This is a genomic window from Klebsiella sp. CN_Kp097, assembly GCF_040064495.1.
GTDB classification, from domain to species: domain Bacteria; phylum Pseudomonadota; class Gammaproteobacteria; order Enterobacterales; family Enterobacteriaceae; genus Klebsiella; species Klebsiella aerogenes.
This window is the reverse complement of sequence record NZ_JBEAIL010000022.1, coordinates 90,358-103,277: the sequence shown is the minus strand read 5'-3', so window position 1 is coordinate 103,277 and position 12,920 is coordinate 90,358. Positions and strand designations below refer to the sequence as shown.

The window sequence follows — 12,920 nt, the reverse complement described above, 5'->3', positions numbered from 1 at the left end:
CCAGTCACTATGTTGCTTCTTCGCTTATATATTAAACATCATCATAAGCTGGCTCTGCTGTTTTAGGATACTGCAGCGTCAGTGCTGGATCTGTTTCTTTGTTAGAACAGCTATCAGATGTTTTTGGTGGCTCAGATGTAGTCGTTCCCTCTGTAGGTTGATTGTCAGAATCATTTGTTTGATTAAATATATAAACATTATCAAATACTGGTTCATTATTAGCGTTAAATCCCTGTGCCTTTTTAACATTAGGGCGTTGTTTGGCATTGATAGAATGCGCTTGTCCCTTAAGAAATATGTTGGAGTTCATAAAGAGATCTCCATCTTTATCAATAATGATCCCTTTCTTTTTGAGCTTTTTAAAGACAAGAGACATATTTGATTTTTTAATATCTAAGTCGCGGCATAGCTTTGCTTGCGATATATGAAAGCAGTTTCCAAATTCCATGATGTTTAAAATCCTTGCGATAACCTTCAACTCATTCTTGGAAATATCAAGTTCTGCGAGTTGCTGGAAGTTTTTTGTGAACATATGGACATAATCAACATCTTTTTTAATAGATTTAATGTTTTCTTTTCTCGAATAGATATTGGTAGTGTCTTTATGTGTGCTGTGATAATGTTCGAATATCTGCACTTTCTGTTCATTAGTGAAAAGATGATCATCAATATACTGTGTTAGCTGAAAGGGGGATAAACTGCTAAGGGATTGAAAATCTATTTGTGTCATTGTATTTTTCCTTTTATTATTGTTTTTATTAATACATAACAGATTAAACACTATGGTCAATAACAAAGTCAAAAATAAATGGAAAAAGTTTTAAAATAGTGGAGAGCTATCCATTGAGTATGATGGATAAAAAGCTCATTACTTTCTGGCTGGAATAAGTTTACTGAGAATGGAATATCCGCCAGTTATTAAATAATAGTTTCAGTACGGAACTATAGTTATAGCTTTTGCTAACTATGGTTATAGAAAACTATAATCCGAGTTATAGATATCGATAACCCTAGTTATAGTAATCTATAACCCTTCCTCAGTAATCTATTGTTTTGTATAAGAAATAATGGCTGTAATATAGTAATAAGTTTAATATAGTAAAAGGGAATGTGTGCCTGTTGAATGGCACCTGCTGTTTTATGAAAGGCGTTGGAGGTTTTCAGTATGAAAATGAGTGGCATTAAAACTTTCCTTAATTGTTATGTTCAGAAATGTTTTGCGACGGAGTTTATTTGTGCCTTATGAAAATGGTACCTTGTGCTACCTATTTTATTTTTACTATAATGTTATTACAGCGGAGTGATTGTTTTCTACAATCACGAATTGCTGCTTTTATTGTGAGAGATTAATTAATTTTCTTTTTACTTTGTGTGCGTCTTCGACGCGATCTTTTTTGGATAAATCCAATATTAACAGGGGCAAGCCCTGTTCAGCAGAGTGATTGTTGCGAACAATCACGAAATGCTGCTGCCAAGGATATAGTTTTCCTATACGTTTAAGAGCAAATGCTATATATCTAAAGGGAAAAATATGTTGAAACATAGGATCTTAATTCTAACTTGATAGTGAAAATAAATTTAATAATGATCGGATAGATTATTCTAAAAAACTACAATCTTGAAGTTAATGAATAAATGCCAGTATCAGGGCGTAGCCATGCGTAAGCACAGAGATAAAGATCTTTTCAAAAAGAAGTTTAAAAATTTGGATAAAACACAAATATATTTGATTTTAATGCTTACGCTAGAGTATTAAATAGTAATAAATAAAATAGGAGATAACGAAATGAACAATATTAAAATAATAACACTATTTCATCCTTATGAGAAAACACCATTCATGATCTGTATTGTAAACAAAGTGGAAGATACCGAACATGGAATAAAACTTACTCTTGAAAATGGTAATGACATTTGTGTTAATAATTATAGCCATTATCTGTTATCTGAGTCTGTAAGTCGTTGCGAAAATGACAGGATAAAGAATATTTATATTCGTATGGTTTCAGAACCCACTCTGATAAGTGAAGAAACTATAAAATCAAAGATGTTATAATCTGAGTTATTAGTTACAATATCTTACAGGTATTATATATGTTTCTCAAACCTGCTGTATGATATTAAATAGTTAGTGTAATTATTCATTAATCAATTTTTTTAACTAAACCTATATCCATACCTATCAATGAAAATGCGTCAGGTTAAAGTCGAATGTGGTAAAAGGCAGTGTCTGGTAAAATAATTTATCTGATAATGCGGAGGAAATGAATGATTAATTTCCGAACTTTTAAAAGTAAACTCTATTGTATCATTGCCATGAAGCTAATATAGCTAAACTCATAATGCCTTGACTATTATTCGTTATTAGTAATTTTTAGTCATCAAATTTACTAATCATACTTTTGTGTGTTTTAAAAATGAAGTATTTTTATTCGATTTGTGTTAAGTTATATGAATGCAAGAGGAAATTAAAAAAACACATCAAGCTATTAATAGGAGATGACATGTTAAGGATTAATCAAATAATTAAAATTCTTAGTGATATGAAGCCGTATGCACCTTATACATACAAAAGTAAAACAGATAAAGTAATCGACAAAATACATGGTAGATTGCTTGCAATTGTAATTATTATTATTGCTGCGCTAGCTTTATGCATTGCTTTATATAAGTTAACTAGTTTCGCTAAAACTGATGTAATGGTAAATGTTATCTATGGGTTATATTTTACTATAACGTTTATTGGGCTAATAATAATGATATTGCCACCTATCTTAGGAGTAAAGCATTTAATAGACTGGAAAAGAGAATCATCTAATGATTTTATTTGTGAAATCTCGCATGATGAAGAAAATGCGAAACTACTTATAAGTTATTCAGAAATTGAACTTCTATATGCAATTCATTGGCTACAACTTAAGATAAATAGAATAACAGTGAGGGTTAGTAGTTTCTTTGGTGAAAAAACAGCGGTATTATCAATCTTGGGTCTTTGCTATTCGGCAGTACAGGCATCAATTGGATTTGATACATTGAGTAAAACATTTATCGGGGATCTTTCTAACACGAACTCCACTAATACTGTCATCATGTTCGGATTAGCATTTTTATTAGGTATATCTCTGGGGGCATTGATGTTAAAAAAAGTAGCAAATCATCAGTTATATCTGAAAGAAATTCTTGAGTTGGCAATAAGAATAAAAAAAGATATCCAAAATGGATAAGGGTGACTTGGATGGATTGAACGCTTATGCATGAAATAAGTTAGGGCCATGTGAGAATTATGGCTCTGCTTTATTTAAATAAGTTATTTCATCATGAATTTTTCGATTAAGGTTGATAACATTTAAAGAATGTATGAAACTTTTAGATGATATATTGGAGTATAATATTTTTGAACTGTATTTTAGATGGTATGGGAAAATATTGATTAAAACTTTATCGCTAAAATAGATATTCTATCAACATCAAAAATATACCTATTAGCCTATATGAGAATATAAATATGTATATACCAATAATATATTACAGGCCCATACGGGAAATTGATGTTTGACATATTTAAAGTAAATAATGAGTTCATTAATGTGTGAGTCGTCTATATCCGAGGGAAGATACAAGTTATTATTAACAACGAGGAAGCGGTCTCTATAACTTCTACTGATTAGATTTTTTGATTTTGATAATTATATTTTCTATATCTTCCTCAGATAGTTTATCAAAATTCATCACAATAGTAGCAAGTTGATCATTTTCCACATAAAAATATGCTAATGGGACATTTAGCGTCTGTGCTAATTTCTGAGCGGTATGGATATCTGCTTCATGTACTCCTTTTTCATATCGGTTAATGCGGGTGCTTGCTACAAATTCGTCAATCCCGGCTGCAATGCCCAGCTTCTTTTGAGACAAACCAGCAGCAAGCCGCGCTTCCTTTAAACGCTTACAAAAGATGTCTCTATGGGATTCTCGCTGGTTCATAAATGCTCTCATCATTAAGAGCTACGAGAATCGTAGTTTTTCCTTGTTTTCGATACTACGTTTAACGTAGTATTTGCTTGTGATGATGTACTGGTTTGCCGATACAGATAACCTCAATGCTATCAAAAGCGATATCTGGAGAAGTTCACGCGACCCATACCAGTACATACCGTTTTGTATGTATTGACCTATGGGATATGAAAATGAAGAGAATCTTACTTGTGGCAGGAATGGCACTGACAGGATGCCAGCAGCTCAACGATGGCGTGAATACAGTTAATGGAGCAATCAGTTCTTCGCTGTCTTCAGTAGGTAAAGCGCTGGGGGGAACCGCAACCACTCAAATCCTTGGCCCGGTATCGTCTGTATCTGGCCTTGGTGCTGTCTGCAAAGACTATGAAGAAAATGCGATGGCAGCAGAAAAGAAATGGACTGGCAAAAGGATCTCTATCATCAATGCGACTGTTCTTGAAGTTACGAAGGGCAGGAGTGCCAGCGATATGATGACGGGAATGCCCAAATCTAACCCTAACTATTATCTGCTCTTTAAAACAGCTGATACAAGCTACTGCGGCGGCATGGTATGGATCGATTACTACTCCGGCCTTGATGATGCCGTTCTCACTTATAAGAAGGGCCAGAAAGTCAGCATAACCGGAACAGTAAACAATTTCGAAGTTCGCGGTTTCGCCACAGTAAACAATGCAGATATGCCGGTTCGTCTTGTTGTACTGCGCAACGGCACGATCAATCATTAACTCTGGGATAACACGATGCGTAAATTTTTACTCGTAGCAGGTCTTGCTGCTCATTTATCGGGATGCGGTGAAAAAGGGGATTTTGAGAAAGCGATCAACGCGAAAATATCGCAATCAAAGCTGTGCTACTCACTGCAGGACAATGACATTGTGTTCAATAAAGGTTTCCCCATCCGGGTTAATCACGGCTATCGTTCTACTGGATACAGTGCCAGTGATGAAATCTTAAAAGGTCTGGCTAATCAGGGACTGCTTGATGTTTCTCAACAAGCTAATGGTTTCAGTAGTGTCGATGTTCTGGAAGTAACAGACAAAGGCCAAGAGGTTGAGTTTTGGGACCGTGAGAAAGGTGCCTGTGTTGGTCATCGGGCTGTTGCTGAGATAAAGGAATGGACTGAACCGGGAAACGGTAATCAGAAAGTTGTTCGTGTGTCTTATACATGGAAGTTGGTAGATGTTCCTTCGTGGCTGGACAAAAGCGCGTTCGCTGGTGTGAAAGGGATAAACGAACCTGTTGAAAGTGTCATAGCTCTTGTTAAAACCAGCAACGGCTGGAAAGCCAATTAAGGAGCGAATCATGAAAAACCGAACTATCCAGTGTCCGTTTTGCCTAAAAGAGAGCCAACGAGGGGTTCATGTCTGCACCAGCTGCATGGCGACTGTTTTATATGGGGCCTTACCCGGCTGGTATGCTGCCGTAGCTATCTTACTGTCCTTTGGCCTGTCTATATTGATTGGTATGTCTACAGGTATGGCAGGTGCCACTATCAGCCTACCAATAATTGCGGCTGTTGGGTTTATAGCTGGTAAGGCGATATTCTCTGATAATGTTGTGTTCAGGAGAAGAGTATAGTTTAGTGCCAGTCAATAAACTTGAGCCACGTTTTATCATATAAACGTGGTTTTTTTACATTATTTGGGTGTTCATCTCAATGTAAATAGCGGTTTAACGATAAATCTCTGTAGACCAACATTGATTAATTTAATAGTATATACTTAAGTTGACATTCAATTGTGAGGAGCATGTCATGTTATGGTTTGAATTGATCAAACAATGGCGAGATTCAGAACGGGGAAGTTATGGGATAACTTTTCCTTTTTTAATTGGTTCTCTTAGCTTCATAAATAAAGAAAACGTTACAAAAAACTATATCAAAAAAATATTTAATGAAATAATAAACAACCCTGTTAAAGGATATTATTCTGAGGTCAGATGGTGTGGAAATATCGATGAGCCAGTAATATCAATAAGTAAAATTGAAAATATCTCTAACATAGCAGTCAAAGATTATTTCACAAGCAATAATTGTTATTCCTTAGTTTTTACTGCTGATTTGATGAATATGTTTCATTTGGATAGTGATAATGCTCAAGATTGTCTTGAAAAACTAATTTTACGGACATGGGATACAGTATCCAAAAAATGTTACTCGAAAAATCAAGGTCAATTCACTCCGTTCACCGATGATGACATTGTTTTTATCAATGAAGTAAAAAAAGTAAAAATTAGTTAATCGGTATTTTAACCATTGGCAGTTTCAGTTTCGAAGCTGTCAATTTCTTATTCATATGTGAAGATATCTAAATTTCAGAAACGTTTTGAATATGACATATTGTATTGGATTGTAGCCAATATTGTATAAATTGACTCGCCACTGGTATTAATTATGTTGCGTATACATGCATTTTATTTTATCAGGTACCGAATTAGCACTGCACTTGCTAAAATAAGTATCAACGGATAACGCTGTATAATGATATTTGAAATATATGGCATCTTTGTTGATACAAATATTATATACCTCAGCCTGATGAAGCATATATGTTTCTTAGCGTGTTTGAATGTATATGTAGTTGAATGAGTAAATATCATTACAATATTCTAATAACACGATTGCGTATTTATTTTGATTTTTTATATGATTCCACTCTGAATTTAAAATATCGAGTGTTTGATACAATGTTTTTATTATCTTCATCAATAATGTCAGAAATAAAATTTACACACCTTGAAATTATGATAGAAAAAGAAAGTAAATAACCAATAATGTAACAACCAATAAGTTCTGGGTTGTTTGGATGTAATTTATACAATGATGCAATCAAACAAGCGTGCCAAAGTAGTAATATTATCACGCTAATAGTTTGATTTATATTTGAAACTGATGGACGCAAGTTTGATTTTTCCTTATAAAAATAAAGTTTATGCAAGTTACCCGTGACATATACTTCGAGTTAATCAATTATATATTCCCAATTACACTGCCAATATTTACTCCCAATATTGACAAAATAAAAGCATATGGAAACCATGATACCTGTTATAGACATTCCCGGTGCATAAATTGCATAATCATCGTGCGTAAAAAGATAGCCGAAAGAAACCGTTATTACGGTAAAAAAAGCAAAAAAGTATGTTGCACGTTTCCAGTATAATTCAATCTCAAACTTTCTTATATCGTGTGCCTTATCAAGTGAAAGTTGAATCATTTTATGAATTCTTGAATCTTCTTCAAAATGTTTAACGGATTTCCCCAAGAAGCTATTAAAAAAATCCTCATCGACCGCACCTATAGTGATTAATTCTTTCTTACTCACTTTTATATATTCCAGTAAATGTACATAATAAACATTGTACCATTAAAAAAAAGAATACACACCATTTATTATATTTCATTCACCTAATTAAATCTTGAAGGTTCAGAGTGGCCCAAATACAAGTAATGATAAATATTCAACATGGAACAGAGTATTCTTGAATATGTTGCCCCATCATTTTCAACTAACAGTAAGTAATTTTTTTGTTCTAATAGCTTTACCTCATTTCAGTACATTAGGATTAAATTTGACTTTTTATTATTTGCATTATATTGACTGTTATTCTATTAATAAATGTATGAGGGAATTTTATGGAAAGTAATGAAAGGGGTTTTGTGGAGCGATTTTTTATATATTTATATAAAAAAAGAAGATTTAATTATTATTTTATGTTCTTCATGGTGTTCTCTAATGTTATAGCAGTGATTTATGAAGAATATTCTTTCAACTTACTATCGTTTTTTATTATGCTAATCTGGGGTATAACGCTTCTCGCTGAAAGCTTCAGCGAGAAGGATAATCAAGAGTAATTCATGATTCATTTTTTACTTTTGAGTCCACATATTTCTAAACATTCTACAACACTAATACAAAAACGAATTGATGCGGCAACAGCAAAAAAATTAGTAACTAGAAACCCAGATATACCCTTCATTTGCTGTTCAAAAAAATGGAGATCTATACTTGTTGTATTTGTAACAAGATAAGCTGATGTTATTGTCGCTAAGCCATACAGAACACAATCAGAAGTATATTTTAATCGTTCCTTATGCTTTTTGTATGTATATATGGTTAATGTAAATCCTAAAGCTAACGGTAATATGAAAATTATTTGTATACTATAAGAACATACAAGACCACCTAATAAATACGCAATAAATAAAATGGATATTATGGTGGTTGTTTTTCTTAATATCATTCCTTTTTTAAATGGGTAAGTTGTTACTAATATTGTGATTTCTTCTTTTGAGAAAAGGAAAAATTTACATATTAAAAGAAAACCCATTCTAAGAATTTTTGATACAGTATCAATATGTGACATTTTTAGCCTTAAGGGAAGTTGATGTTTTTATATGGGTAAATGTATCATGATATGAATGTATCGACTATAAACAATCATCATTTTATTTTACTGCTTGGTGTTTTCCATCTATGTACCGGATTTTTCCTGTCCGTCGCAAGTGTTGGTATGTAATCAAGATCGCTATCGGGTTGTGTTGACTTAACCATTCGGCTTGGAAACCGCCTGATCTCATCAGAGGTAGGCTTGTAATTATCATTGTTAAACTTGGATCGTCTCTCATGCTCAGCGCGTAGCACATAGATACCCAGCACCTCATCAAAGACATAGTTTTCAGCAATACGCTTATCATGTGCTTCACTGATATGATCAATTTGAGATTTGTTTGCTTTAGCCCATACAAACTTCTGCTTGAAAAAATCTATGACAAGAGTTGTGAAGCGTTTAAAAATATTATCCTGACGTGGAATAGCATGTGTCCTCTTAACACGTTTAGGGGCGCTTCTGGATGCCCTGTTTGGGTTTTGAGGGGTGGATATTTTCAGAATAGTATTTATTCCAGAATCAGAAATACTGACTGATGGTTTCTTACCAGCAACGACCTTACTGACTTTTGTTTTATCACGGTAAGATTTAACGCCACGCATACGAGTATGAGGAGCTGGTGCTACCAATACAGGTCTTTGATTCTCATCAGTAGAAGAGCCGGGGTGTGTTTCAGGTAATACAATCTCTTCTGGTTCAGCAAGATGTGTAATCGTAAAGCTTCTGACATTAACGACGATTTCAAGATAAAGTTCGCTGAATGTTTTGTAGACTTCAACGGCTTCTTGTTTGGCTGCATCACGAACAGCCCATTCTGCGGCTCTTTGCTCCTGAGCAGACTTACTACGCCATTTAGCACTATGAATGTGTTTCATTGCAGGACGATTTGTTTCAGCGGCTTTAGCAAGCCATAGCGCTTGTTCTTCATTGTCCAGAGCAGCCGCCGCTTTTTCTAATGCCTCTTCGTGCTGGGCTTGAAGGGAACGATGATCAATACGTTCTGGCGAACCAGCAGCAGCGAGGTAGCTGTTAGCCATCGATGCCCATGATTCACGCCATACCACAGCCATTTTTCTGTCGTTCCAGCTCCTTTCCTTTTTACCAAAACCTTCTGATCCTATAGTTTTTAATGTCAACATAACGTGAGCATGTGGGTTGTCGCTATCAAGATCATGAAAAGCGATGTCGGCAATCATGCCTTTATCAACGAAATTTTTCTGGCAATACTCAAGGACAAGTTTTTTCTTGTCGTCATTGTTTAACTCGGTGGGAATAGCAACATCGAAATAACGAGCTGTTTGACCATTTTGCTGACGCTCGACCCGTTCAACTTCATTCCACAATGCTGTAGAGTCTTTTACAATACGTTGAGGAGCATTAACGGGTGCTAATATGAAATGTCCGTATAAATCGGTACGGCGGCTATAATCATACGTATCGCCTGTTCTTTCATCTGTTATTCTTGTACGAGCATGATAAGCAGCCTTCGCAACGGAAGATTTGCCCTCACTTCGTTTCACAATTTTAAAATCAAGATGAAAAATAGCCATACAATAAAAAGAACCTCAATATAATTTTAAATAACAAACCAAAATATAAATCTCCAATGCGACTATGCTGGTTTTAGTTTTTCTTGCGAAAAACTCTAGTGTTGACGTTGACCTTGTTTCCGAAGGAAACGGTGTTAGCCTGCGGCAGGCAACCGTCGGTAGCCCCCACACACTGCGTAGCAGTGTATAGGTGGGCATTGCTTTATTTTTATATCTCCTAAAGGAGCTAAAAATAACGACAATGTGAAAAGTTTTCCTATAGTTAAATAATAACGCTAGTTTTAATGTCTGTGAAATTAACAGGGTAGGAATCGGATGAACGGTTGAGGTCGGGGGATAATACTGAATGTTTGGTTTTAGAGATCGCCCGCAAGGGTAAAAGTAGTATTTTTCCTCCCGCCGTAAGGCGGGAAAGTGAAAATTAGAAAAAATAGTGAAAATAAAAATTACTTTTACGCGTTGCACAATTCACAGGTTAAGACCAAAAACCAGAGTTTAAAAATAACAGGTGAAATTACTTTAATTGATTTGATAAAATAAGTAACGGGGAGAGTATCAGGTATTTAACGTTAGTGGTTGCACTCGTATGTGTTGCATGTTTTTATTTTGAACTTACTGACATCTCATTTTTAAAACAAAAACACTATTTTTCGGGATGAATCTCATCATTAACAGGGCAAGTCTGTTCAGAAACTGATTGTCAGGAATAATCATCTTACTCTGCGTAGTTGAATTCGGAGTGGAAAGTATTTTACCTTTCGCTTATGGTTTGACATTTTCCTTTTTTAATTGTATTTGATGTTTTAAACAACTAAAAGGAAAAGTAATTATGAATGCGGATGACAAAAACAGAAATCAAAGAACAGAAAAAACCATCAAGCAAAAAATAGCCTCAGCGCAGATGCGTTTGAATCGTCTCAAGATCAAAGAGAAATCTTTGTCCAAGAGTGCTGAGACACGCCTGAAGATCATCCTTGGGGCAGAAGTGGCTAAAGCTATGGGCTGTAAAGTAGAAGAAGTGGATAAAGAGATAATAATAGGGCTGATATTACAATCATCGAATATTAGCATTGAAGATAAAGCAAGATTAAAATTAAGAGGAAAAAAGTTTCTTGAGGATATGATTGGGCGACAGGAATGAACTCTTTTACCTGCCTTTTAAAATGTACTCTGGCTATTCTAAGAGATAAGGCGTAAGAAACTTGGCTTGATCCTACATACGAGAATAGTTTACCACCCGATGGACTGATTGAGTTGCTCAGAGGTTGGGGAAGTGTAATTTTTCTAATGAGGAGTTCCCTTTTTATTTTACAATCCATCAATGAGACTAATTTTTAGATATACAACTATTATTTCATAATTATGATGCCGATTAACTATAGATTAGTGAGTAAACTCCTAATCAGGGGTAGCTCGCATGACAAGATACATATGTTGAGTAGGCCCAGAGGGCACAGAAGGTTGGTGTTATTCAGCCGTTATTCAAATCGCTGTAATAATTTTATTGACTACAAAACGCATTTGGTACATAATTTTGTTTCCAATTAGAAACAAAAAGAATGCTTGATAATGAATGACATCATTACCGTAACAGAAGCAGCACAGTTGCTTGAGCTAACTCCACAACGTGTAAGAACTATGTGCAAGCAGGGTAGCATTGATGCATACCAATCCGGTAGAACTTGGTTAATAAAAAGTTCGAGTGTTGAAAAGTTGATGCTTGTTAATAGCCTAAGCGATGCTCAAAATAACCACAGCATGTTGGCTTCTGAGCCAAAAAACAAACCAAAAGCGTTAAGTTTTTTCAGTGGGGCTATGGGGCTAGATCTTGGTATAGAACAAGCAGGGTTTGAAACCCTACTAGCGTGTGAAATAGATAAAGCCGCAAGAGATACTATTTTATCTAATAAACCCGACATGGCTCTTATCGGAGACATTCGTGATTACACAACAGAGGATATTTTAAAATTAGCTGGAGTTTCTTCTGGTAATGAAATTGATTTGATTATGGGTGGCCCACCATGTCAAGCGTTCTCAACAGCGGGAAAACGTTTAGGTCTAGAAGATGAGAGAGGGAACGTTTTCATTAAATATTTAGATGTCGCCTTGGATATCAGACCTAAGTATATTGTAATCGAGAATGTTAGAGGGTTATTATCTGCGCCAATGAAGCATAGGCCGCACAATGAACGTGGTGAAGGTTTGCCACCTTTAAAATCTGAAGAACAGCCCGGTGGAGTACTTCATTATATTATCAGAATAATAAAAAGTGCAGGATACTCTGTTTCTTTCAACTTATATAACTCTGCTAATTTCGGTGTTCCTCAAATTAGAGAAAGGGTAATAATAATATGTTCACGGGACGGCAGCAGAGTTCCCTTTCTACAACCGACACATAGTGAAAACGGTGAATATGGCCTTCCAAAATGGATAACATTGCGTGAAACTATAAATAATTTAAAAAATATCACCCATGAGCATGTGCTATTCCCAGAAAAAAGATTAAAATATTATAGACTTTTAAAAGAAGGTCAATATTGGAAACATTTACCTGAGGATTTGCAAAAGGAAGCATTAGGTAAATCGTTCTTTCTTGGCGGAGGTAAAACAGGTTTCTTACGACGGGTTGCATGGGATCGTCCATCACCTACATTGGTGACGCACCCAGCGATGCCAGCTACTGACCTCGCTCATCCAGATGAATTGAGACCATTATCAGTTCAAGAATATAAAGTGATCCAACAATTTCCTGAAGAGTGGGTTATCAAAGGTAAACTTCTGGATAAATACAGACAATTGGGTAATGCTGTGCCCATTGGTTTAGGATTGGCTGTTGGAAAAAATATTTTAGATCATATGAATGGAAGAGAAATCGAGTCATTCCCAAATTTTCGTTACTCTCGATATAAAAACACTTCTGACTTAGATATATTTGGAGAGTTGGTCTAAACTATTAGGAAGGGGAAT

The 12,920-nt window shown here is 35.1% G+C and carries 13 protein-coding genes; 8 read left to right on the top strand and 5 right to left on the bottom strand.

All coding sequences use genetic code 11. The features are described from left to right. Nucleotides 1-31: 31 nt before the first annotated feature. A complete protein-coding gene (locus tag ABLV07_RS18935) occupies nt 32-730 on the bottom strand; it encodes a DNA-binding protein (RefSeq protein ID WP_348853675.1) in 699 nt (232 codons plus the stop codon). 1,056 nt (nt 731-1,786) lie between these two features. Between ABLV07_RS18935 and ABLV07_RS18930 the strand changes: the two genes are divergently transcribed. Both ABLV07_RS18930 and ABLV07_RS18925 read left to right on the top strand, forming a co-directional pair. Beyond that, complete coding sequence (locus ABLV07_RS18930) at nt 1,787-2,056, top strand: hypothetical protein (protein WP_348853676.1); 270 nt, start codon at nt 1,787-1,789, stop codon at nt 2,054-2,056. A gap of 448 nt (nt 2,057-2,504) precedes the next feature. After that, complete coding sequence (locus tag ABLV07_RS18925) at nt 2,505-3,224, top strand: hypothetical protein (RefSeq protein ID WP_348853678.1); 720 nt, start codon at nt 2,505-2,507, stop codon at nt 3,222-3,224. A gap of 433 nt (nt 3,225-3,657) precedes the next feature. On the opposite strand, the gene ABLV07_RS18920 is transcribed toward ABLV07_RS18925, so the two are convergent. After that, nucleotides 3,658-3,981, bottom strand: coding sequence for a helix-turn-helix transcriptional regulator (locus tag ABLV07_RS18920; protein WP_057222683.1), 324 nt, complete (start codon nt 3,979-3,981; stop codon nt 3,658-3,660). Between the two features lie 197 nt (nt 3,982-4,178). Between ABLV07_RS18920 and ABLV07_RS18915 the strand changes: the two genes are divergently transcribed. The 4 genes from ABLV07_RS18915 to ABLV07_RS18900 all read left to right on the top strand — a co-directional run bounded on the left by ABLV07_RS18915 (nt 4,179) and on the right by ABLV07_RS18900 (nt 6,253). Beyond that, the gene (locus tag ABLV07_RS18915; RefSeq protein WP_064149395.1) at nt 4,179-4,739 is read left to right on the top strand and encodes a hypothetical protein; all 561 of its coding nucleotides are present in this window, start codon (nt 4,179-4,181) and stop codon (nt 4,737-4,739) included. Between the two features lie 15 nt (nt 4,740-4,754). Next, nucleotides 4,755-5,306 carry a DNA-directed RNA polymerase subunit beta gene (locus ABLV07_RS18910; protein ID WP_348853679.1) on the top strand — a complete coding sequence of 184 codons (552 nt, stop codon included), beginning with the start codon at nt 4,755-4,757 and terminating at the stop codon, nt 5,304-5,306. Between the two features lie 10 nt (nt 5,307-5,316). Continuing rightward, entirely contained in the window at nt 5,317-5,592 is a 276-nt protein-coding gene (locus tag ABLV07_RS18905) for a hypothetical protein (protein ID WP_057222672.1), read from the top strand. A gap of 175 nt (nt 5,593-5,767) precedes the next feature. Further along, entirely contained in the window at nt 5,768-6,253 is a 486-nt protein-coding gene (locus ABLV07_RS18900) for a hypothetical protein (protein WP_348853680.1), read from the top strand. 721 nt (nt 6,254-6,974) lie between these two features. On the opposite strand, the gene ABLV07_RS18895 is transcribed toward ABLV07_RS18900, so the two are convergent. The 3 genes from ABLV07_RS18895 to mobQ all read right to left on the bottom strand — a co-directional run bounded on the left by ABLV07_RS18895 (nt 6,975) and on the right by mobQ (nt 9,953). Next, entirely contained in the window at nt 6,975-7,337 is a 363-nt protein-coding gene (locus tag ABLV07_RS18895) for a hypothetical protein (protein ID WP_348853681.1), read from the bottom strand. Between the two features lie 538 nt (nt 7,338-7,875). After that, nucleotides 7,876-8,379, bottom strand: coding sequence for a hypothetical protein (locus ABLV07_RS18890; RefSeq protein ID WP_348853682.1), 504 nt, complete (start codon nt 8,377-8,379; stop codon nt 7,876-7,878). A gap of 77 nt (nt 8,380-8,456) precedes the next feature. Continuing rightward, entirely contained in the window at nt 8,457-9,953 is a 1,497-nt protein-coding gene (mobQ, locus tag ABLV07_RS18885; protein ID WP_348853684.1) for a MobQ family relaxase, read from the bottom strand. An 829-nt stretch (nt 9,954-10,782) separates the two neighbouring features. Between mobQ and ABLV07_RS18880 the strand changes: the two genes are divergently transcribed. Both ABLV07_RS18880 and ABLV07_RS18875 read left to right on the top strand, forming a co-directional pair. Further along, entirely contained in the window at nt 10,783-11,094 is a 312-nt protein-coding gene (locus ABLV07_RS18880; protein ID WP_079919767.1) for a conjugal transfer protein TraD, read from the top strand. 428 nt (nt 11,095-11,522) lie between these two features. Beyond that, a complete protein-coding gene (locus ABLV07_RS18875) occupies nt 11,523-12,902 on the top strand; it encodes a DNA cytosine methyltransferase (RefSeq protein WP_079919769.1) in 1,380 nt (459 codons plus the stop codon). The last annotated feature ends 18 nt before the right edge of the window (nt 12,903-12,920 follow it).

Bases quoted from the DNA above. Each gene is read 5' to 3' on its own strand.
- ABLV07_RS18935 (WP_348853675.1), bottom strand. From the start codon at position 730: ATGACACAAATAGATTTTCAATCCCTTAGCAGTTTATCCCCCTTTCAG.
- ABLV07_RS18930 (WP_348853676.1), top strand. From the start codon at position 1,787: ATGAACAATATTAAAATAATAACACTATTTCATCCTTATGAGAAAACA.
- ABLV07_RS18925 (WP_348853678.1), top strand. From the start codon at position 2,505: ATGTTAAGGATTAATCAAATAATTAAAATTCTTAGTGATATGAAGCCG.
- ABLV07_RS18920 (WP_057222683.1), bottom strand. From the start codon at position 3,981: ATGAACCAGCGAGAATCCCATAGAGACATCTTTTGTAAGCGTTTAAAG.
- ABLV07_RS18915 (WP_064149395.1), top strand. From the start codon at position 4,179: ATGAAAATGAAGAGAATCTTACTTGTGGCAGGAATGGCACTGACAGGA.
- ABLV07_RS18910 (WP_348853679.1), top strand. From the start codon at position 4,755: ATGCGTAAATTTTTACTCGTAGCAGGTCTTGCTGCTCATTTATCGGGA.
- ABLV07_RS18905 (WP_057222672.1), top strand. From the start codon at position 5,317: ATGAAAAACCGAACTATCCAGTGTCCGTTTTGCCTAAAAGAGAGCCAA.
- ABLV07_RS18900 (WP_348853680.1), top strand. From the start codon at position 5,768: ATGTTATGGTTTGAATTGATCAAACAATGGCGAGATTCAGAACGGGGA.
- ABLV07_RS18890 (WP_348853682.1), bottom strand. From the start codon at position 8,379: ATGTCACATATTGATACTGTATCAAAAATTCTTAGAATGGGTTTTCTT.
- mobQ (WP_348853684.1), bottom strand. From the start codon at position 9,953: ATGGCTATTTTTCATCTTGATTTTAAAATTGTGAAACGAAGTGAGGGC.
- ABLV07_RS18880 (WP_079919767.1), top strand. From the start codon at position 10,783: ATGAATGCGGATGACAAAAACAGAAATCAAAGAACAGAAAAAACCATC.
- ABLV07_RS18875 (WP_079919769.1), top strand. From the start codon at position 11,523: ATGAATGACATCATTACCGTAACAGAAGCAGCACAGTTGCTTGAGCTA.